Source organism: Mesobacillus maritimus (assembly GCF_044803185.1).
GTDB lineage: Bacteria > Bacillota > Bacilli > Bacillales > Cytobacillaceae > Mesobacillus_B > Mesobacillus_B maritimus_B.
Window position 1 is genome coordinate 96,860 of the sequence record NZ_CP085225.1, and the last position, 22,525, is coordinate 119,384.

15 protein-coding genes, 3 rRNA genes and 1 other annotated feature are annotated in these 22,525 nt (G+C 43.3%); all 18 genes read left to right on the forward strand.

Features of this window, described 5'->3' with window-relative positions; genetic code table 11:
* The first annotated feature begins 115 nt into the window (after positions 1-115).
* The 18 genes from LG336_RS00510 (at position 116) to LG336_RS00595 (ending at position 22,495) form a co-directional block, all read left to right on the forward strand.
* Positions 116-1,666 (forward strand): 16S ribosomal RNA (locus LG336_RS00510).
* 252 nt (positions 1,667-1,918) lie between these two features.
* Positions 1,919-4,875: ribosomal RNA gene (locus LG336_RS00515) — 23S ribosomal RNA — on the forward strand.
* Between the two features lie 101 nt (positions 4,876-4,976).
* Positions 4,977-5,092 (forward strand): 5S ribosomal RNA (rrf, locus tag LG336_RS00520).
* Together the 16S, 23S and 5S rRNA genes form the textbook arrangement of a ribosomal RNA operon.
* 1,584 nt (positions 5,093-6,676) lie before the next feature.
* Positions 6,677-7,138 carry a CtsR family transcriptional regulator gene (locus LG336_RS00525; protein ID WP_404330677.1) on the forward strand — a complete coding sequence of 154 codons (462 nt, stop codon included), beginning with the start codon at positions 6,677-6,679 and terminating at the stop codon, positions 7,136-7,138.
* A 25-nt stretch (positions 7,139-7,163) separates the two neighbouring features.
* Positions 7,164-7,712 carry a UvrB/UvrC motif-containing protein gene (locus LG336_RS00530; protein WP_404330678.1) on the forward strand — a complete coding sequence of 183 codons (549 nt, stop codon included), beginning with the start codon at positions 7,164-7,166 and terminating at the stop codon, positions 7,710-7,712.
* 2 nt (positions 7,713-7,714) lie between these two features.
* Positions 7,715-8,785: a protein arginine kinase gene (locus tag LG336_RS00535; protein ID WP_404330679.1), complete on the forward strand. Its 1,071-nt coding sequence runs from the start codon at positions 7,715-7,717 to the stop codon at positions 8,783-8,785.
* Positions 8,786-8,802: 17 nt separating this feature from the next.
* Positions 8,803-11,241, forward strand: a complete 2,439-nt coding sequence (gene clpC, locus LG336_RS00540; RefSeq protein ID WP_404330680.1) for an ATP-dependent protease ATP-binding subunit ClpC — start codon at positions 8,803-8,805, stop codon at positions 11,239-11,241.
* A gap of 348 nt (positions 11,242-11,589) precedes the next feature.
* Positions 11,590-12,969 (forward strand): DNA repair protein RadA, encoded by a 1,380-nt coding sequence (gene radA / locus LG336_RS00545; RefSeq protein WP_404330681.1) that lies wholly within the window; start codon positions 11,590-11,592, stop codon positions 12,967-12,969.
* Positions 12,970-12,973: 4 nt separating this feature from the next.
* Positions 12,974-14,047, forward strand: a complete 1,074-nt coding sequence (disA, locus tag LG336_RS00550; protein ID WP_404330682.1) for a DNA integrity scanning diadenylate cyclase DisA — start codon at positions 12,974-12,976, stop codon at positions 14,045-14,047.
* Between the two features lie 201 nt (positions 14,048-14,248).
* Complete coding sequence (locus tag LG336_RS00555) at positions 14,249-15,331, forward strand: PIN/TRAM domain-containing protein (RefSeq protein ID WP_404330683.1); 1,083 nt, start codon at positions 14,249-14,251, stop codon at positions 15,329-15,331.
* An 18-nt stretch (positions 15,332-15,349) separates the two neighbouring features.
* Positions 15,350-16,039 (forward strand): 2-C-methyl-D-erythritol 4-phosphate cytidylyltransferase, encoded by a 690-nt coding sequence (gene ispD / locus LG336_RS00560; protein ID WP_404330684.1) that lies wholly within the window; start codon positions 15,350-15,352, stop codon positions 16,037-16,039.
* Between the two features lie 48 nt (positions 16,040-16,087).
* A complete protein-coding gene (gene ispF, locus LG336_RS00565; protein WP_404330685.1) occupies positions 16,088-16,570 on the forward strand; it encodes a 2-C-methyl-D-erythritol 2,4-cyclodiphosphate synthase in 483 nt (160 codons plus the stop codon).
* A gap of 46 nt (positions 16,571-16,616) precedes the next feature.
* Positions 16,617-18,071, forward strand: coding sequence for a glutamate--tRNA ligase (gltX, locus tag LG336_RS00570; protein WP_404330686.1), 1,455 nt, complete (start codon positions 16,617-16,619; stop codon positions 18,069-18,071).
* A 67-nt stretch (positions 18,072-18,138) separates the two neighbouring features.
* Positions 18,139-18,362, forward strand: a binding site (T-box leader).
* Positions 18,363-18,774: 412 nt separating this feature from the next.
* Positions 18,775-19,443 carry a serine O-acetyltransferase gene (cysE, locus tag LG336_RS00575; protein WP_404333061.1) on the forward strand — a complete coding sequence of 223 codons (669 nt, stop codon included), beginning with the start codon at positions 18,775-18,777 and terminating at the stop codon, positions 19,441-19,443.
* The gene (cysS, locus tag LG336_RS00580; RefSeq protein ID WP_404330687.1) at positions 19,424-20,821 is read left to right on the forward strand and encodes a cysteine--tRNA ligase; all 1,398 of its coding nucleotides are present in this window, start codon (positions 19,424-19,426) and stop codon (positions 20,819-20,821) included. The genes cysE and cysS overlap by 20 nt, the downstream gene beginning before the upstream one ends.
* 3 nt (positions 20,822-20,824) lie before the next feature.
* Positions 20,825-21,244, forward strand: a complete 420-nt coding sequence (locus LG336_RS00585; protein WP_404330688.1) for a Mini-ribonuclease 3 — start codon at positions 20,825-20,827, stop codon at positions 21,242-21,244.
* Positions 21,241-21,984 carry a 23S rRNA (guanosine(2251)-2'-O)-methyltransferase RlmB gene (gene rlmB / locus LG336_RS00590; protein WP_404330689.1) on the forward strand — a complete coding sequence of 248 codons (744 nt, stop codon included), beginning with the start codon at positions 21,241-21,243 and terminating at the stop codon, positions 21,982-21,984. The genes LG336_RS00585 and rlmB overlap by 4 nt, the downstream gene beginning before the upstream one ends.
* Position 21,985: 1 nt before the next feature.
* Complete coding sequence (locus LG336_RS00595) at positions 21,986-22,495, forward strand: NYN domain-containing protein (RefSeq protein ID WP_404330690.1); 510 nt, start codon at positions 21,986-21,988, stop codon at positions 22,493-22,495.
* The last annotated feature ends 30 nt before the right edge of the window (positions 22,496-22,525 follow it).

A 22,525-nucleotide genomic window follows, 5' to 3' on the forward strand; every position in this document is an offset into this window, starting at 1 on the left:
AGATTGTTCTTTGAAAACTAAACAAACAAGCGTCAACAAACAATATTTATTCATGACTTCTATTATAGAAGAACATGAGCCAACGTTTTATTTTATGAGCTAATCACTCTACATTTTATTGGAGAGTTTGATCCTGGCTCAGGACGAACGCTGGCGGCGTGCCTAATACATGCAAGTCGAGCGAATCTGAGGGAGCTTGCTCCTGAAGATTAGCGGCGGACGGGTGAGTAACACGTGGGCAACCTGCCTGTAAGACTGGGATAACTCCGGGAAACCGGGGCTAATACCGGATAATTCATTCCCTCTCATGAGGGAATGCTGAAAGACGGTTTCGGCTGTCACTTACAGATGGGCCCGCGGCGCATTAGCTAGTTGGTGAGGTAACGGCTCACCAAGGCCACGATGCGTAGCCGACCTGAGAGGGTGATCGGCCACACTGGGACTGAGACACGGCCCAGACTCCTACGGGAGGCAGCAGTAGGGAATCTTCCGCAATGGACGAAAGTCTGACGGAGCAACGCCGCGTGAGCGATGAAGGCCTTCGGGTCGTAAAGCTCTGTTGTTAGGGAAGAACAAGTACCGGAGTAACTGCCGGTACCTTGACGGTACCTAACCAGAAAGCCACGGCTAACTACGTGCCAGCAGCCGCGGTAATACGTAGGTGGCAAGCGTTGTCCGGAATTATTGGGCGTAAAGCGCGCGCAGGCGGTCCTTTAAGTCTGATGTGAAAGCCCACGGCTCAACCGTGGAGGGTCATTGGAAACTGGGGGACTTGAGTGCAGAAGAGGAGAGTGGAATTCCACGTGTAGCGGTGAAATGCGTAGAGATGTGGAGGAACACCAGTGGCGAAGGCGACTCTCTGGTCTGTAACTGACGCTGAGGCGCGAAAGCGTGGGGAGCGAACAGGATTAGATACCCTGGTAGTCCACGCCGTAAACGATGAGTGCTAAGTGTTAGAGGGTTTCCGCCCTTTAGTGCTGCAGCAAACGCATTAAGCACTCCGCCTGGGGAGTACGGCCGCAAGGCTGAAACTCAAAGGAATTGACGGGGGCCCGCACAAGCGGTGGAGCATGTGGTTTAATTCGAAGCAACGCGAAGAACCTTACCAGGTCTTGACATCCTCTGACAACTCTGGAGACAGAGCGTTCCCCTTCGGGGGACAGAGTGACAGGTGGTGCATGGTTGTCGTCAGCTCGTGTCGTGAGATGTTGGGTTAAGTCCCGCAACGAGCGCAACCCTTGTCCTTAGTTGCCAGCATTCAGTTGGGCACTCTAAGGAGACTGCCGGTGACAAACCGGAGGAAGGTGGGGATGACGTCAAATCATCATGCCCCTTATGACCTGGGCTACACACGTGCTACAATGGATAGAACAAAGGGCAGCGAAGCCGCGAGGTCAAGCAAATCCCATAAATCTATTCTCAGTTCGGATTGCAGGCTGCAACTCGCCTGCATGAAGCCGGAATCGCTAGTAATCGCGGATCAGCATGCCGCGGTGAATACGTTCCCGGGCCTTGTACACACCGCCCGTCACACCACGAGAGTTTGTAACACCCGAAGTCGGTGGGGTAACCTTTTAGGGGCCAGCCGCCTAAGGTGGGACAGATGATTGGGGTGAAGTCGTAACAAGGTAGCCGTATCGGAAGGTGCGGCTGGATCACCTCCTTTCTAAGGATAATGCCGTAAGGGCATTCGGAATGCGAATCTTTCGATTCGTAATGTTTGACTGCTTGTTTGTTTAGTTTTGAGAGTGCAATTCTCTCAAAGCTTTTTAATTTGTTCCTTGAAAACTAGATAATCGTAAGTAAGAAGGCAAAAGTAAAACACACATTTGTATCGCTTTTTTAATTTTTCTCTCTTTTAATAAAAAGAGAAACCAAAGACATGATTGTCTTATAGAGACGAATAAATTCGTCCATAGGTTAAGTTAGAAAGGGCGCACGGTGGATGCCTTGGCACTAGGAGCCGATGAAGGACGGGACTAACACCGATATGCTTCGGGGAGCTGTAAGTAAGCTTTGATCCGGAGATTTCCGAATGGGGAAACCCACTGTTCGTAATGGAACAGTATCTTTACCTGAATACATAGGGTATTGAAGGCAGACCCGGGGAACTGAAACATCTAAGTACCCGGAGGAAGAGAAAGCAAATGCGATTCCCTGAGTAGCGGCGAGCGAAACGGGATTAGCCCAAACCAGAAGGCTTGCCTTCTGGGGTTGTAGGACACTCAACATGGAGTTACAAAGGAACGGGGTAAATGAAGTGGTCTGGAAAGGCCCGTCAGAGAAGGTAAAAACCCTGTAGTTGAAACTTCGTTCCCTCCTGAGTGGATCCTGAGTACGGCGGGACACGTGAAATCCCGTCGGAAGCTGGGAGGACCATCTCCCAAGGCTAAATACTCCCTAGTGACCGATAGTGAACCAGTACCGTGAGGGAAAGGTGAAAAGCACCCCGGAAGGGGAGTGAAAGAGATCCTGAAACCGTGTGCCTACAAGTAGTTAGAGCCCTGTGCATATTTCCTTCGGAAAATGCCGGGTGATAGCGTGCCTTTTGTAGAATGAACCGGCGAGTTACGATTACATGCAAGGTTAAGTCGAGAAGACGGAGCCGCAGCGAAAGCGAGTCTGAATAGGGCGAATAAGTATGTGGTTGTAGACCCGAAACCAGGTGATCTACCCATGTCCAGGGTGAAGGTAGGGTAACACCTACTGGAGGCCCGAACCCACGCACGTTGAAAAGTGCGGGGATGAGGTGTGGGTAGCGGAGAAATTCCAATCGAACCTGGAGATAGCTGGTTCTCTCCGAAATAGCTTTAGGGCTAGCCTCACGAAGTGAGAGTCTTGGAGGTAGAGCACTGTTTGGACTAGGGGCCCTCATCGGGTTACCGAATTCAGACAAACTCCGAATGCCAATGACTTATCCGTGGGAGTCAGACTGCGAGTGATAAGATCCGTAGTCAAGAGGGAAACAGCCCAGACCACCAGCTAAGGTCCCAAAGTATACGTTAAGTGGAAAAGGATGTGGAGTTGCTTAGACAACCAGGATGTTGGCTTAGAAGCAGCCACCATTTAAAGAGTGCGTAATAGCTCACTGGTCGAGTGACTCTGCGCCGAAAATGTACCGGGGCTAAACGTATCACCGAAGCTGTGGGTGGACATCTTACGATGTCCGCGGTAGGAGAGCGTTCTAAGGGCGTTGAAGCTAGACCGTAAGGACTGGTGGAGCGCTTAGAAGTGAGAATGCCGGTATGAGTAGCGAAAGATGGGTGAGAATCCCATCCACCGTATGCCTAAGGTTTCCTGAGGAAGGCTCGTCCTCTCAGGGTTAGTCGGGACCTAAGCCGAGGCCGAAAGGCGTAGGCGATGGACAACAGGTTGATATTCCTGTACCACCTCTTTATCGTTTGAGCAATGGGGGGACGCAGGAGGATAGGGTAAGCGCACTGCTGGATATGTGCGTCTAAGCAGTTAGGCTGGTAACGAGGCAAATCCCGTTACCGTGAAGGCTGAGCTGTGATAGCGAGGGAAATATAGTACCGAAGTTCCTGATTCCACACTGCCAAGAAAAGCCTCTAGCGAGATAAAAGGTGCCCGTACCGCAAACCGACACAGGTAGGCGAGGAGAGAATCCTAAGGTGAGCGAGAGAACTCTCGTTAAGGAACTCGGCAAAATGACCCCGTAACTTCGGGAGAAGGGGTGCTTTTTAGGGTGTTAAAGCCTTGAAAAGCCGCAGTGAATAGGCCCAGGCGACTGTTTAGCAAAAACACAGGTCTCTGCGAAGCCGCAAGGCGAAGTATAGGGGCTGACGCCTGCCCGGTGCTGGAAGGTTAAGAGGAGAGGTTAGCTCACGCGAAGCTTTGAATCGAAGCCCCAGTAAACGGCGGCCGTAACTATAACGGTCCTAAGGTAGCGAAATTCCTTGTCGGGTAAGTTCCGACCCGCACGAAAGGCGTAACGATCTGGGCACTGTCTCAACGAGAGACTCGGTGAAATTATAGTACCTGTGAAGATGCAGGTTACCCGCGACAGGACGGAAAGACCCCGTGGAGCTTTACTGCAGCCTGATATTGAATTTTGGTACAGCTTGTACAGGATAGGTAGGAGCCTTGGAAGCCGGAGCGCCAGCTTCGGTGGAGGCGTCGGTGGGATACTACCCTGGCTGTATTGAAATTCTAACCCGCACCCCTGATCGGGGTGGGAGACAGTGTCAGGTGGGCAGTTTGACTGGGGCGGTCGCCTCCTAAAATGTAACGGAGGCGCCCAAAGGTTCCCTCAGAATGGTTGGAAATCATTCGCAGAGTGTAAAGGCACAAGGGAGCTTGACTGCGAGACCTACAAGTCGAGCAGGGACGAAAGTCGGGCTTAGTGATCCGGTGGTTCCGCATGGAAGGGCCATCGCTCAACGGATAAAAGCTACCCCGGGGATAACAGGCTTATCTCCCCCAAGAGTCCACATCGACGGGGAGGTTTGGCACCTCGATGTCGGCTCATCGCATCCTGGGGCTGTAGTCGGTCCCAAGGGTTGGGCTGTTCGCCCATTAAAGCGGTACGCGAGCTGGGTTCAGAACGTCGTGAGACAGTTCGGTCCCTATCCGTCGTGGGCGCAGGAAATTTGAGAGGAGCTGTCCTTAGTACGAGAGGACCGGGATGGACGCACCGCTGGTGTACCAGTTGTCTTGCCAAAGGCATCGCTGGGTAGCTATGTGCGGACGGGATAAGTGCTGAAAGCATCTAAGCATGAAGCCCCCCTCAAGATGAGATTTCCCATAGCGTCAAGCTAGTAAGATCCCTGAAAGATGATCAGGTTGATAGGTCAGAGGTGGAAGCGCGGTGACGTGTGGAGCTGACTGATACTAATCGATCGAGGACTTAACCAATTATTGATACAAATCGAGTTACTTTTACTTCTTACACATTATCTAGTTTTGAGGGAACAAAGATTTTGCGTCAGCAAAATATCTACCCTTTAGTTAAATAGTCTGGTGGCGATAGCGAGAAGGTCACACCCGTTCCCATGCCGAACACGGAAGTTAAGCTTCTCAGCGCCGATGGTAGTTGGGGGTTTCCCCCTGTGAGAGTAGGACGTTGCCAGGCAAAATGAAAACAACCAATATTGGTTGTTTTTTTGTTATATGTCCGCAAGGACTTTGTATCAGTCGAACTATTGATTGAGCAGAAACCCGAGGGTTGTCGGTACCAAGGAGGTCGAGGAAGTGAAGGATTGAAGCCCGGAGCGTACGATGTACGTGAGGACCGGAAAGCCTGAAGCTGACGAAGAGACTGTCTAGCTTGAGCGCCTAGCCCTCGAGTCATAAGCCAATCGCTTCGGAAGGCAAAAAATGCCTTCTGCCAGCGCTTGGCTTATGCTTGTCGAGGCTGAACAAGGCGCTTCCGCTTTTCTTTTCCGTCGGTCATGGCAGCCCGAGGCCGAACACGGAAGTTAAGCTTCGACGCCGATGGTAGTTGGGGGTTTCCGCCTGTGAGAGTAGGACGTTACCAAGCAAAATGAAAGAACAGCTAACGGGTTCTGTTTTGAAGTCAAAATATGAATGAACATTGCTTTTCGTATAGTAATTCGCACCAAAATTAAAAAGCCATTTGGCAAGTAAATCCGAAAAGAAAAATGCTTGGAGACATATTTATGCTCCAGGCACTTTTTATCCCAACCAAAGATCAGCACCCAGTTAGCGGTTTCCAAATATTCAAGAATTGCCAGCAAATAAGCAACTAAAATTAGGGGAGAAATTCCTCTTATTTGGGAAATAGCACGAAAAATAGAGTAAATAGAGGGAAAAATTCCCCCTATTTACTCGAAAAACATGAAAATGGACCATTTTGCTTTGCCTTAACGGTAAAAACTCCCCTTATATCGCCCGAACCAAGCCATATTCTGCAGGATAAGGGGAAAAACTCCCCTTATTTAAACAATCAAAGTTGACTCAATTAAGGATAGAAAGAATATCTGCTTCATTATCATTTATCTGCCTCTCAGACATCAACACTCCCCCCTTTTAGTTAAATATCATGTGTAGCACACCATTTGGTCTAACTATTAACATGTAATTTTTCATGATGACAAAAACTTATAACACCAAAAGCAAAAGGGGGCAAAATTCAAGCTGGATTTACCGTTTATTTAATTAACCCCCTATATATCAACAAAAAAGAAGCAGTCTAATTCAGTTGCGAATAGGACTGCCATTTCGGGTGCTAATTTAGTTTTTGTATTCGAAATCCGAACCCGTTACTGATTAGAGGTTGTTCTTTTTTTGTGCTTTTTCTGAAAAAGGATTGTTTTAAGTGTAATTAGAATGCCTTTCCCTCTATATAGTAGGATTTAAAAAGGCGTAGTGAAAGCATGGTTTCATTCTAGTAAGAGCATTACATTATCCGGTTTTTAATAAAAACCCTTAACATCAACTCACTTTTATTCCCCCAATAGAGAATAATCCCAGCTGAATCCACGACCTTGATACTCACAAACCCAATTGTAATTTATTGTCGAACAAAAAAAGTTTATTTATTAGGGACAAGGGTAGTGGTAAATATTATCATATTAGATTGGTTTTACCATGCATAAAAATGGGCAAAATAGAACTGTCGCAATAATTGCATAGGTCCGCTATTTTATGTATAATTAATGTCAAAGATAGTCAAAGTCAGATTGGGGGAGGTTTTGTGAGGAATATATCGGATATCATTGAAAATTACCTCAAAGCGGTATTAGAGATGAGCGACCAAGATCTCGTTGAAATTAAACGTAGTGAAATCGCCGATAAATTTGAGTGCGTACCATCCCAAATCAATTACGTCATTAATACTAGGTTCACGATAGAACGTGGTTATATTGTGGAAAGCAAACGTGGTGGTGGAGGCTATATTCGGATAATGAAGGTGCAGACACATGATGCAGCCCAGTTGATTGATCAACTGTTAGCGTTGTTTAATCATCGAATTTCTCAAGTAAATGCAGAAAATATTATTATCCGCCTCGTGGAGGAACAAGTCATTACACTTAGGGAAGCTAAAATCATGCAAAGTGTTCTAGATCGTTCCGTCCTCCATCTCGAGTTGCCACAAAGAGATGAACTACGTTCGAGAATGCTAAAGGCGATGCTAATGGCAATTAAATATAAGTAATATTTGCGAGTTAAGAGGTGAGAGCATGATATGCCAAGAATGTAACGAAAGGCCTGCCACTCTGCATTTTACTAATTTTAGTAATGGAGAAAAGACAGAATTACATTTATGCGAACGTTGTGCACAGGAAAAAGGTGAAATGTTTTTAATGAGTCAAGGTCCAGGGTTTTCTATTAATAACTTTTTACAAGGACTGCTTAATATAGACTCACCTTTTCAGCAAAAAACAAAAGAACCTTTTCAACAAGAAACAGTTCTTCAATGCGATCAGTGTTCAATGACTTTTCCACAATTCCTTAAGGTTGGCCGTTTCGGATGTGGGAAATGTTATGATACCTTCCGTGAACATTTGATTCCGGTTACCCGCCGACTACACAGTGGGAACTCCAGTCACAATGGAAAAATACCCAAACGAGTAGGTGGAACCCTGCAATTACAACGAAATATTTCAAGTTTAAAACAAACATTAAGTGATCATATTGCTAAAGAAGAATTTGAAAAGGCAGTAGAAATTCGGGATCAAATTCGCTCCTTAGAAAAGAAATTGGCAGATGAACGTAAGGAGGGGAAATAGGGATGTCTTTGGAACGATTTATCAATCAGGCTGTAAGTTCCTGGATGAGTGAAGACGGACCAGATTCGGATATTGTCCTAAGTTCCCGTATCCGTTTGGCAAGGAATCTTCGAGAAGTGGAATTTCCAACAATTGCAACGAAGGAATCTGCTGAAACTGTTATAAAGGCTGTAGAAGAAAGGATTAATACGGGTGAGGCTACTAGGTTTGGTCCATTAGAGATCCTTAAAATCGACAATATACAACCATTACAAAAAAGAGTATTAGTTGAAAAGCATTTAATCAGTCCTCATCTAGCTGAACACTCTTTAAACGGTGCCTTTCTTTTATCAGATAATGAAGAAGTAAGTATCATGGTTAATGAAGAGGATCATATCCGGATTCAATGTTTATTTCCTGGACTTCAGCTTACCGAAGCATTAAAAGCAGCAAATGAAGTCGATGATTGGTTAGAAGAAAAGATTAGCTATGCATTTGATGAACAATATGGTTATTTAACAAGCTGTCCTACTAATGTAGGAACCGGTTTAAGGGCTTCGGTCATGATGCACTTACCTGGACTTGTCTTAACTAGACAAATGAATAAGATTTTACCAGCCATAAATCAACTTGGTTTGGTTGTGAGAGGGATTTATGGGGAAGGTAGTGAAGCCCTCGGGAACATCTTTCAAATTTCAAACCAAACAACACTTGGAAAATCAGAAGAAGATATTGTAGACGATTTAAAAGGGGTTGTCTCCCAACTGATTTCCCAGGAAAGGTCAGCAAGGGACGCATTAGCCAAGACCTCAAACATACAATTAGAAGATAGAGTCTTTCGCTCCTTTGGAGTTTTAGAAAATAGCAGAATTATTGAATCCAAGGAAGCAGCAAGTTGCCTCTCAGATGTAAGACTTGGAATAGATATGGGCTATATAAAGGACCTTTCAAGAAGTATCTTGAATGAATTGATGATCTTAACACAACCTGGCTTTCTTCAACAATATGCAGGGGGTCCTCTCCGCCCGGATGAAAGAGATATCCGTAGAGCGGCTTTAATAAGAGAAAGAATTAAAATGGAAACGAACCAATAACAAGGAGGATGAGCTTTATGATGTTTGGACGGTTTACTGAAAGAGCGCAAAAAGTGCTAGCTCTAGCACAGGAAGAAGCAATACGCCTTGGTCACAACAATATTGGGACGGAGCATATCCTATTAGGACTTGTCCGTGAAGGAGAAGGAATAGCTGCCAAAGCTCTTTATGGATTAGGATTAGGGTCAGAAAAAATCCAGAAAGAAGTTGAAAACCTAATTGGGAAAGGTCAAGAAGGGACTCAAACCATTCATTATACGCCAAGAGCGAAGAAGGTTATTGAGCTTTCCATGGATGAAGCTAGAAAACTTGGCCACTCTTATGTAGGAACAGAGCATATTCTGCTTGGACTTATTCGTGAAGGCGAAGGAGTCGCAGCGAGAGTATTGAATAATCTAGGAGTTAGTCTGAATAAGGCACGTCAACAAGTTTTACAACTACTGGGCAGTAATGAGACTTCTAGTCATCAAGGCGGAGGAGCGGTCAATGCCAATACTCCTACATTAGATAGCCTTGCTCGTGATTTGACTGCAATAGCCCGAGAAGGTAGCCTTGATCCTGTTATTGGGAGAAGCAAGGAAATTCAAAGGGTTATTGAGGTCCTAAGCCGCCGAACTAAGAACAATCCTGTCCTTATTGGGGAGCCTGGGGTCGGTAAAACGGCGATTGCTGAAGGGCTTGCACAGCAGATTGTCAATAACGAAGTCCCTGAAATTCTCCGTGACAAGCGAGTGATGACGCTTGATATGGGAACGGTTGTTGCGGGTACAAAGTATCGTGGGGAATTTGAAGACCGCTTAAAGAAAGTAATGGATGAAATCCGCCAAGCGGGAAATATCATTCTCTTTATTGATGAGTTGCATACCTTGATTGGCGCCGGCGGGGCAGAAGGTGCAATTGATGCCTCTAATATCCTAAAGCCTTCACTTGCACGTGGAGAACTCCAATGTATTGGTGCAACTACTCTTGATGAATATCGAAAATATATCGAGAAAGATGCAGCATTAGAAAGACGATTCCAACCAATTACGGTTGATGAGCCAACACCGGAAGAATCTATTCAAATTTTAAAAGGGTTGCGAGATCGTTATGAGGCCCATCACCGTGTATCAATTATTGATGAAGCCATTGAGGCTGCTGTAAAGCTCTCAGATCGTTATATCTCAGACCGTTTCTTACCAGATAAAGCAATTGACTTAATCGATGAGGCTGGTTCAAAAGTTCGCCTTCGTTCATATACAACACCACCGAACTTAAAGGAGCTTGAGCAAAAGCTTGAGGAAGTTCGCAAGGAGAAGGATGCATCTGTTCAAAGTCAAGAATTTGAAAAGGCTGCTTCCCTAAGGGATACAGAGCAACGCTTACGCGAACAGTTGGAGAACACGAAAAAGACTTGGAAAGAAAAACAAGGTCAAGAAAATAGCGAAGTAACGGTTGAAGATATTGCTAGCGTCGTATCTAGCTGGACGGGAATCCCAGTTTCTAAAATTGCCGAGACTGAAACACAAAAGCTATTAAAGCTGGAAGAAATTCTCCACGCACGACTTATTGGCCAGGATGAAGCCGTTAAAGCTGTTTCAAAGGCAGTACGACGTGCTCGAGCAGGTCTTAAGGACCCGAAACGTCCAATTGGGTCATTCGTCTTCCTTGGGCCAACAGGCGTCGGTAAAACAGAATTAGCACGTGCGCTTGCTGAAGCAATGTTTGGAGATGAAGATGCGATGATTCGTGTCGATATGTCCGAGTATATGGAGAAGCACTCGACTTCCCGTCTTGTTGGTTCACCTCCGGGGTATGTCGGTTATGATGAAGGTGGTCAGCTAACGGAAAAGGTTCGTAGAAAACCATACTCTGTCATTCTCTTAGATGAGATTGAGAAAGCTCACCCGGATGTTTTTAACATCTTACTTCAGGTACTAGAAGATGGGCGTTTAACAGACTCTAAGGGGCGTACGGTAGACTTCCGTAATACAGTTCTGATTATGACATCGAATGTCGGAGCTGAAGCACTTAAACGTAATAAATTTGTTGGGTTCAATATCCAAGATGGCGAACAAGATTATAAAGATATGAAAGGGAAAGTAATGGAAGAATTAAAGAGAGCTTTCCGTCCAGAATTCCTTAACCGTATCGATGAAATCATTGTTTTCCATTCTCTAGAAAAAGAGCATTTAAAACAAATTGTTACGCTTATGTCTGAACAATTAACGAAACGCCTAGGCGAACAGGATATCGATTTAGAATTGACCGATGCTGCTAAGGAAAAAATATCAGAAGAAGGATATGATCCAGAATATGGAGCTCGACCATTGCGTAGGGCGATTCAAAAGCATATCGAAGATCAGTTATCTGAAGAACTGTTAAAAGGCACGGTGTTAAGAGGACAAAAGGTTGTTATTGATGTTGAAAATAACGAGTTTACAGTAAAAACGCCAACACAAATTGTTAATAAATAATCCTAAGCTTTATAATAGGCTGTTTTCGTAAAGATTGTTGTTAAAATTGTAAAAATCTTAAAGCCAATTTTTACTACCTAAAGCCGATTTTAACGCAAGATAATCTATTTGGTACGTGATAAAGAAGTTTGCGCGCTCTTTTCACATTATTAAAAGGGTACTTTGTATGAAACAAAGCTTAATCTAATCGAATTTGTATCCAAGAGCAACAAAGTTTGTGAAAAGAGCCTTATAATAAGAGGTATACGTATGCTAGGTACGTATACCTTTTTTATTAACGTGATTTTTATATAATTCGAAGCTTACAGAAGTAGAAATAGGGTATTAGATATTGAAGGGAAGAACGTAATGGCTAAGAAAAAAACAAAGTTCATGTGTCAGGAATGTGGCTATGAATCGGCTAAATGGATGGGCAAATGCCCTGGGTGTGGGCAGTGGAATAAGATGGTTGAGGAAACAGAAAGTTCAGGAACAGGCCGCAGGGGCGCATTTAACCATACTAGCAGTACAGGGGTTGCAGCGAAAGCAACACCAATTACAAGCATAGAAACGGTTAGTGAGCCACGAATTAAAACCGAGTTAAATGAATTGAACCGGGTACTTGGCGGAGGGGTGGTTAAGGGTTCGCTAGTCCTTATTGGTGGAGACCCTGGGATTGGAAAGTCGACGCTATTGCTGCAGGTTTCCCACCAACTCGCTAAAATCAATCATTCTGTTTTATATATTTCTGGTGAAGAGTCGCTTAGACAGACAAAGCTGAGAGCTGACCGGCTCGGTATCTCTTCTGATAACCTCCTTGTTTATTCGGAAACGAACTTGGAAGAAATTAGTTTGACGATTGAGAAGAACTCCCCTGATTTTGTCATCGTCGACTCCATCCAAACGGTTTACCATCCAGAAGTGACTTCCGCTCCGGGTAGTGTCTCACAAGTAAGGGAATGTACTGCCGAGCTGATGCGGATAGCCAAGACAAAAGGAATTGCTATTTTTATAGTTGGTCATGTAACCAAGGAAGGCTCAATTGCTGGACCACGTTTGCTTGAACATATGGTCGATACGGTTCTTTACTTTGAAGGAGAACGTCATCATACATATCGAATCTTACGTGCTGTAAAAAATCGCTTTGGCTCAACAAATGAAATGGGAATCTTTGAGATGAAGGAAAGCGGCCTTGAAGAAGTAGCCAATCCTTCGGAAATCTTCCTCGAGGAACGATCACAAGGTGCGTCGGGTTCCACTGTAGTTGCCTCAATGGAAGGGACTAGACCGGTACTAGTTGAAATTCAAGCTCTCATTTCTCCAACAAGCTTTGGAAATCCACGAAGAATGGCAACTGGGACAGATCATAATCGGGTGAGCCTTTTGATGGCTGTACTAGAAAAGCGGGTCGGTTTATTGCTACAGAATCAGGACGCCTATTTGAAAGTAGCTGGAGGAGTGAAGTTAGATGAGCCAGCCATTGACTTAGCCATTGCGGTTAGCATTGCATCTAGCTTCAGAGATAAACCCACACGTGCAACAGACTGTATCATTGGTGAGGTCGGACTTACAGGGGAAGTACGGCGGGTCTCACGTGTCGAACAACGGGTACAAGAAGCAGCGAAGCTCGGTTTTGAAAGAGTCATCCTACCTGAAAATAACCTCGGCGGCTGGACTGCGCCTAAGGGGATAACCTTAATCGGTGTATCTTCAGTCAGCCAGACATTAAAGGTCACACTGGAGGGATAAGAGATTGGATATTAGTAAGGCTGAGGATCGAACATTGAGCGATATTCTTCAATTTATCGCTCCTGGTACTCCTTTGAGAGAAGGGATTGATAATGTCCTGAGAGCTCATACAGGAGGGCTTATCGTTGTGGGCTATAACGATAAGGTTCAGGAACTGGTGGATGGAGGATTTGGGATTGATTGTATGTTTAGTCCTAGTTCGTTATACGAATTAGCAAAAATGGATGGTGCAATCATCCTAAATGAACAGGGCAATAAAATACTGTTAGCGAATGCTCAACTTGCTCCTAATTCAGGTATCCCATCTTCTGAAACAGGGATGCGTCATCGTACTGCAGAAAGGGTGGCGAAGCAAACAAAGGCACTCGTCATTGCCATTTCTCAGCGAAGGACAGTTATTACATTGTATCAAGGGAATCTTCGCTATTCGTTAAGAGATATTTCGGTGATTTTAACAAAAGCCAATTTGGCTATTCAAACTTTGGAGAAGTATAAAATAGTTCTAGAACAAAGCATTACAAATTTCGGTTTACTAGAGTTTGAGGAGTTGGTAACCTACCATGACCTCATGCAAGTCATGCACCGCTTCGGTATGGTTTTTCGTATAAAAAATGAGTTATTATCCTACCTAAGTGAACTAGGAACAGAGGGAAGACTAATTCGTCTGCAGATGCAAGAGTTATTGACCGATTTGGAAATTGAAGCAAGGCTGATGATTAAGGATTATATTTCCGATGAGAAGATGGATTCAGACGATGTTGTAGCGCGTTTTCAAGAGCTATCAAGAGCAGGAGTGATTGAGGACACCGTATTGCTGAAAATGCTTGGCTACCAAGGCTATGTTCACCTTGAAGAGACGATAAGCCCAAGAGGCTACCGGGTGTTGAATAAAATTCCTCGGCTTCCCCCAATCATTATTGACAACTTAGTTCAACGTTTTAAGCATTTCCGTAATATCTTGTCTGCAACGGTCGCTGAACTAGATGATGTTGAAGGGATTGGTGAGGTCAGGGCAAAGAAAATAAAAGAGGGCTTTAAACGGATTTTAGAGCAATTGATCTCTGACCGCCATATCTAGAAGCAAATCCTCTATTATTTGACACTACCTTAAGCGGGTGCTAATTTTAAACAAAGGGTAAACACTGTTGAAAGCTTGGTAATCTTTAGTGTTACACTCATATTTTAAAAATGTCATTTTATTACTATTCGGTAAAATTCTCTTTAAGTAAAGGTTTCAATTTATCAAAATTGTTTATAATGATAATAAGGAGGTGATGTGATGTTAAGACGTATCATTCAAGCTTGTTTCTTAATTATTGGGGGAACACTTGGAATATTCTTAATCCCAGATTTAATCATGCTCGTTCAGATTGAGAATATTTCATTTCTAGCTAATCCGTATGTTTCTGCTATACTTGGTGCACTTATTTTTTATTTCCTTACTTTTTGGGCAGTTGATTATGTGACCAATTTTGTTAAATGGCTCGAGGAATCTTTAATAAAAGCTCCGTTAGCCGACTTACTGACCGGTGGTGTTGGTTTGTTTTTTGGCCTATTGGTGGCGTTTTTAATCGGCTTTGCCTTTAATGCAATCCAAGTTCCGGTTTTTAATACGGTTGCGCCAATTTTACTTACGCTTGTGTTTGGTTATCTGGGTTTCCAAGTTGGTTTTAAAAAACGTGATGAACTCTTAAATCTCTTTTCAGGCCGTAAGAAAAAAGGCGGGGAGGAGGAAACAGAAGGCAACTCGATGAACACATGGAAAATTCTCGATACTAGTGTGATTATTGACGGGAGAATTGCTGATATTTGTCAAACAGGCTTTCTTGAAGGTACGATTATCATCCCACAATTTGTTCTCGAGGAATTACAGCATATTGCCGATTCTTCTGACGTCCTAAAGCGAAACCGTGGTCGTCGCGGTCTTGACATTCTTAATCGGATTCAAAAGGAGCTTGCCATTAAGGTAGATATTTATGAGGGAGACTTTGAGGAAATCCAGGAGGTAGACTCAAAGCTGGTCAAACTTGCAAAGCTAACAAATGGCGTTGTTGTGACGAATGATTTTAACCTAAATAAAGTTTGTGAACTTCAAGGTGTTTCGGTATTGAACATCAATGATCTTGCCAATGCTGTAAAACCAGTTGTTCTACCTGGGGAAGAATTAAGTATTCAGGTCATTAAGGACGGAAAAGAGCATAATCAAGGGATTGCTTATCTTGATGACGGAACGATGATTGTGGTTGAAGAGGGACGAGATTATATCGGAAAACGAATCGATGTCCTTGTAACAAGTGTCTTGCAGACTTCTGCAGGGCGAATGATTTTTGCCAAACCCAAATTACTAGAAAAAGCGTTATAGACGATAGGAGAAACTACTATGGTTTACCAGGTCATTATTCCAGCTGCGGGTCAGGGGAAACGTATGGGAGCAGGGAGAAATAAGCTTCTTTTAACGCTTGAAAACATTCCAGTTCTCATTCATACACTAAGAGTCTTTGAACAAGATGTGGAATGCTCAGGCATTATTCTTTCTATTCATCCGCATGATCAGGAATCATTCAATGAACTATTAACAGAATATCGTATAAACAAGGTGACAAACCTAGTTATAGGTGGCAAGGAACGGCAGGATAGTGTCTACAATGGGCTAAAGGTGATTCATTCCGATGGTATTGTCCTTGTCCACGATGCGGCAAGACCATTTATTAGGGTAGACACCATTCATGAGCTTGTGAAAGCGGCAGAGTGTTCTGGAGCAGCCATTGCAGCCGTACCTGTTAAGGATACGATTAAAAAAGTAGAAAGTCTCCTAGTGTCAGAAACAATTGAGCGTTCAAGCTTGTGGGCAGTGCAAACCCCACAAGCTTTTCGTGTTTCTATCCTACGAAAAGCCCATGAACGCGCAGTTGAGACCCAATTTACCGGCACGGATGATGCTAGCCTTGTTGAGCGGCTTCCGCATAAAGTCGTTATAATTGAAGGAGATTATGATAATATAAAGCTGACAACGCCTGAAGATCTATACTTTGCAGAGGCGATTATGAAAAAACGGAAAGATTTGGGCTAAAGTTGTCAGATTTGCAATCTATTTATGATTAAAAGGAGCAAACTGAAGATGTTTCGAATTGGACAGGGATTTGATGTACACCAGCTTGCCGATGGCCGTCCGTTGATCATCGGGGGTATTACCATACCATATGAAAAGGGATTATTAGGTCACTCAGACGCAGATGTATTGTTACATACGATAGCTGATGCTTGTTTAGGGGCAATCGGTGAAGGAGACATTGGCAAACACTTTCCTGATACAGATCCTAATTTCAAGGACGCTGACTCTGCTAAACTGCTTGAGCATGTTTGGGGAATGGTGAAAGAGAGAGGGTATAGTCTTGTTAATGTGGATTGTACCATTATTGCTCAAAGGCCTAAGATGGCTCCACATATTGATTCTATTAAGGAGCGGGTTGCTGCCCTTCTTGAGGGGACAATTGAACAGGTTAATGTGAAGGCCACCACGACTGAAAAGCTTGGTTTTACAGGACGAGGAGAAGGAATTGCAGCACAAGCGGTCATCTTAATCCAGAAATCACAGAAATAAAATTTATGTAATCACCTGATAAGGTTAGGACTAGGAGGATTTTTTTATGTCAGATATTCGTGTGCGTTATGCCCCGAGCCCAACGGGACATTTACATATTGGAAATGCCCGTACGGCACTTTTTAACTATTTATTTGCTCGTAATCAAGGTGGGAAATTCATTATCCGCATTGAGGATACCGACCAAAAGCGTAATATCGAAGGCGGGGAGCAAAGCCAGTTGCATTATTTGAAGTGGCTTGGTATCGAATGGGATGAAAGCATTGATGTTGGAGGCGAGTACGGTCCATACCGCCAATCCGAGCGTACAGCAATCTATGATGAATATACGAAGCAGCTATTTGAAAAAGGACAAGCGTATAAATGCTACTGCACAGAAGAGGAGCTTGAGGCCGACCGTGCGGCGCAAATGGAGCGCAATGAAACACCAAAGTATTCAGGGCGATGCCGTCATTTAAGTGAGGAAGACACAAAGCAGTTTGAGAAGGAAGGCCGAAAGCCGAGCATTCGTTTCAAAGTCCCAACTGATAAAGTGCTTCGTTTTGATGATATGGTTAAGGATGAGGTTTCATTTGACTCAGAAGGCTTTGGAGATTTCGTTATTGTGAAAAAGGATGGAATTCCTACTTACAATTACGCGGTGGTCATCGATGATCATTTAATGAAAATCTCTCATGTACTTCGTGGTGATGACCATATATCCAACACGCCCAAACAACTGCTAATCTACGATGCATTTGGTTGGGAACCACCTGTGTTTGGTCATATGACCCTTATTGTAAATGAGAGCAGAAAAAAGTTGAGCAAACGCGATGAATCGATTATCCAATTTATCGAACAGTATGAGGAGCTTGGCTATCTTCCAGAAGCATTGTTTAACTTTATTGCTTTGCTAGGATGGTCACCTGCAGGAGAAGAAGAAATCTTTTCGAAAGAAGAGTTTATTGAGAAATTTGACGCAGAACGTCTTTCGAAGTCTCCGGCGTTATTTGACCGACAAAAGCTTACTTGGATGAATAATCAGTATATGAAAAAGGCAGACCTTGAGAGAGTAATTGAATTAGCTTTGCCACATCTAATTAAAGCTGGTAAGGTAAAAGAAGACCGCACAGCAGAAGAAGATGCTTGGGTAAAAAGTCTAATTTCTCTTTTCCAAGAGAAAATGAGCTTTGGTGCAGAAATCGTTGAGATGTCAGAGCTTTTCTTCCAAGATGAATTGGTCTTTGAGGAAGAAGCAAAAGAAGTTTTAGCTGGAGAACAGGTACCAGAAGTAATGAGGGCTTTCCTACAAGAAGTGGAGTCTCTAACAGAATTTACAGCACCACAATTTAAAGCAGCTGTTAAAGCGGTCCAAAAAGGAACAGGTCATAAAGGCCAGAAGTTATTCATGCCGATTAGAGCGGCTGTGACAGGTCAAACACATGGTCCTGACCTGATGCTTGCTATGGAACTCCTTGGTAACGAAAAGGTGAAAAAAAGAGTAGCCAATTTACTGGACTAGAAATATTTTTAGCAATATAGTTAACATTGATAGTTAAATATAATATAGTAAGAGTAATTAAAATCGCTTAAAAGTGTTGAAGAGGAAAAGTAAAGAAATGATGCTTTTTAGAGAGAACCATCATCGGCTGAAAGTGGTTTAAGCCCCTCATTTTTTGAAATGCACCTCGGAGCCCCTGTATGAACAGAAACAATCTTAGTAGTTCAGGGCGGGTCCTCCCGTTAACAGGCTAAAGTTGAGGCTCCTTTGGGGGCTTAAACAGAGTGGAACCGCGCACCAAGCGTCTCTGTCAGTGATGACAGGGGCGTTTTTTTGTTTTTTTGGCTGTATTTGCACAGTGTTGATTTTACAAACGTTAAGTGGAGAGGAAATCAACAGCCACGTTAAGCGGATGTAGATTAGTTGTTTTCGACTCATCTAATTTGTGGGGCTAATCAAGGCGCTTGCGCTTTAGTATAAAGAAAGGAAATTAGAAAAGTTTTGACTTTGGGAGTTGTCTAGCTCCAGCGCCCTAGCAGCTAGTGTCCTTCGCTCTCCGAGTAAAAATCGGCCTTTGGATTTTTACCGCCCTACGATAAGTCAAGCACGAATGCGCTAACGCTCTTCGTGTTTCCTTTATCTCGGTTGGAGCGCTCCAGGCCATACGCCGCTGAACAGGATGCTTGCGCTTTTATTAATTTGGAGATACTGGGGGATGGTAATGATGTTTAAAGTACTGAAAGAAGATATTGAAGTTGTATTTGATCAAGATCCTGCTGCCAGAAGTCGTTTAGAAGTAATCTTAACCTATGCCGGCCTCCATGCAATCTGGTCTCATCGACTTGCCCATGCATTATTTAAAAGAAAGCTCTATTTTATTGCAAGAATCATATCGCAAATCAGTCGTTTTTTTACCGGAATTGAAATTCATCCTGGTGCTAAAATTGGCCGGCGGTTATTTATTGACCATGGCATGGGGGTTGTCATCGGGGAAACTTGTGAAATTGGTGATAATGTCACCATCTATCAAGGTGTGACATTAGGTGGAACAGGGAAAGAGAAAGGGAAACGTCATCCGACTGTTAAGGATAATGCCCTCATCGCTACCGGTGCAAAGGTACTAGGCTCCATCACGATTGGAGAGAATTCCAAAATCGGTGGCGGATCTGTTGTATTAAAGGATGTTCCTCCAAACTCGACCGTTGTTGGGGTACCTGGTCGAGTCGTTATCCAAGATGGAGTCAAAATCAGAAAAGACTTAAATCATTCAGATCTTCCAGATCCAATTTCTGACCGCTTTAAGACGCTTGAAGCCGAAGTTGCTTTTCTACAAGAAGAGCTTAGGGGATTGAAGGAAGAAAGGAGTAAGATGAATGCCAATTCAAATATATAACACATTGAAACGTGAAAAAGAAGAATTTATCCCGCTCGAAGAAGGAAAAGTAAAAATGTATGTGTGTGGGCCAACTGTTTATAACTATATTCATATTGGAAATGCGCGCCCAGCAATTGTTTTTGATACAGTCCGTCGTTATCTAGAATTTAGAGGCTATGATGTGAAATATGTTTCGAATTTTACGGACGTTGATGATAAGTTGATTCGTGCCGCCAAGGAACTAGGCGAAGATGTTCCTACTATTGCTAACCGCTTTATCAATGCTTATTTTGAAGATACATCGGCACTAGGGTGCAAACGAGCTGACGTTCATCCTCGTGTTACGGAAACGATGGATCTAATTATTGAGTTTATCAAAGCTTTAATTGACAAAGGATATGCCTATGAATCAAACGGCGATGTTTATTTTAGAACGAGAAAGTTCCCTGACTACGGGAAATTATCACACCAGTCCATTGATGAATTAAAAATAGGAGCAAGAATTCAAATTGGAGAAAAGAAGCAGGATGCGCTTGACTTTGCTCTTTGGAAAGAAGCGAAGGATGGTGAGATTTCCTGGGAAAGTCCATGGGGGCAAGGTCGACCAGGTTGGCATATTGAATGCTCGGCAATGGCAAAGCAATACCTTGGAGATACAATTGATATTCATGCAGGGGGCCAGGATTTAGCCTTTCCGCATCATGAAAATGAGATTGCTCAATCAGAAGCATTAACAGGAAAATCCTTTGCTCGATATTGGATGCATAATGGTTATATTAATATTGATAACGAGAAAATGTCCAAATCGCTTGGGAACTTTGTGCTTGTTCACGACATTATCAAGCAACATAATCCACAGGTATTGAGATTCTTTATGCTGTCAGTTCATTATCGAAATCCGATTAACTATAGCGAAGAGTTGCTTGAGAATACGAAGGCCGCTTTTGAAAGATTAACAACTTCCTATCAAAACCTAGAGCATCGTGTGAAATCAAGTACAAACTTAACAAACAATAATCAGGAATGGCTTGATAAAATAGCAGTTCTCCATCAGCAGTTTGTGAAAGAAATGGATGATGACTTTAACACAGCAAATGGTGTATCTGTATTATTTGAACTATCAAAGCTTGCGAACCTTTATTTAGTGGAGAAAAATACAAGCGAAATAGTAATTAAAGCCTTTATGAACGAATTTGAAGAGTTACTAGGTGTTTTTGGTATAACCCTAGGTACTAACGAACTCCTAGACGAAGAGGTCGAAGCTTTAATTGAAAAAAGAATTCAGGCTAGAAAAGATAGAGATTTCAAATTGGCTGATGAAATTCGAGATCAGTTAAAAGCGATGAACATCATTTTAGAAGACACTGCACAGGGTACCAGATGGAAAAGAGGATAGGGAATGCTATCAAATAATCAAAATGTGGATGAAAAGCAATTAAATAGCCTTGCACTTGCCTATATGGGGGATGCCGTATATGAAAAATATGTACGGCTTCACCTCCTGCAGAGTGGAAAGGTGCGACCGAATAAGCTTCATCGTGAAGCAACCAAATACGTTTCTGCAAAAGCACAGGCAATGGTCATCCATTCTTTTATCGACGAGCAAAAGTTATCTGAGGAAGAGGTAGCTGTTCTTAAGAGAGGGAGAAACGCAAAATCCGGAACGGTTCCAAAAAACACAGATGTTCAAACGTACCGATATAGTACAGCTTTTGAAGCATTGATTGGGTATCTGTTTTTAGGGGGAAAGGAGCAGCGGCTAGAGGAATTAATCGAGGCTGCTTTTGCAATTGTTGAAGAAGGAGGAAGGGTATCGTGAGCGAGGAATACATCGGCGGGAAAAACCCTATAATAGAGGCACTAAAGTCAAATCGGGATATTAATAAAATTCTAATTGCTGAAGGTTCCCAACGTGGACAAATGCAGCAGGTAATTGGACTTGCAAAAGAGGCTAATGTCATTGTTCAGTTTGTGCCGAAGAAAAAAATAGATCAGATGTATGAAGGAAGTCACCAGGGTGTTATTGCTCAAGTTGCAGCGTACGAATATGCGGAAATGGATGATTTATTTTCTGTAGCTGAAAAAAGAAATGAGACACCATTTTTTCTAATTTTAGATGAAATTGAGGATCCGCATAACCTTGGTTCCATTATGAGAACTGCTGATGCTTCAGGTGCGCACGGAATTATCATTCCGAAAAGAAGAGCGGTCGGATTAACGGCGACCGTTGCGAAAGCTTCTACTGGTGCAATCGAACATATCCCTGTCGTACGGGTTACGAATTTATCTAGAACAATTGATGAGTTAAAAGATCGTGGTATTTGGGTTGCAGGGACGGATGCAGCTGGGAAAGAAGATTATCGTGCTTTTGATGGGACAATGCCGCTCGCACTAGTCATTGGGAGTGAAGGAAAGGGCATGGGAAGAATTATTCGCGAAAAATGTGACTTTCTTCTACGTCTGCCGATGGTTGGAAAGGTTACGTCTCTAAATGCCTCAGTGGCAGCCTCTTTATTGATGTATGAGGTTTACCGAAAACGTCATCCCCTAGGGCAGTAAGATGGATATCCTGTTAGTTGATGGCTACAACATTATCGGTGCATGGCCGGAACTTAGAGTGTTGAAAACGAAAGACCTTGCTGCCGCAAGGGACCTCTTGGTTGAAAAGATGGCGGAGTACAAGGCGTATACTGGCTATCGTGTAATTGTTGTTTTTGATGCTCATTATGTACACGGGACGGAACAACGCTACAAGAATTATAAGGTTGAAGTGATTTACACCAAGGAAAATGAGACGGCAGATGAATGTATTGAAAAGCTGGCCATTGCACTAAGCAACCGTAAAACGCAAATTCATGTGGCAACTTCTGATTTTACCGAGCAATGGGCAATTTTTGGTCAGGGAGCCTTAAGGAAGTCCGCGCGGGAATTATATACAGAGATGAGCGTGATGGAGCAAAAGATTGAAAAAAAGGTACAAAAAATCCAGAAAAAAAAGCCGTTGAGTAGAATACCACTTAGCGATGAAATTGCTGAAATATTTGAAAAGTGGCGTCGTGGAGGGCAATAACTGGGTTGACGCTAAAAAAATTCCTGCTGT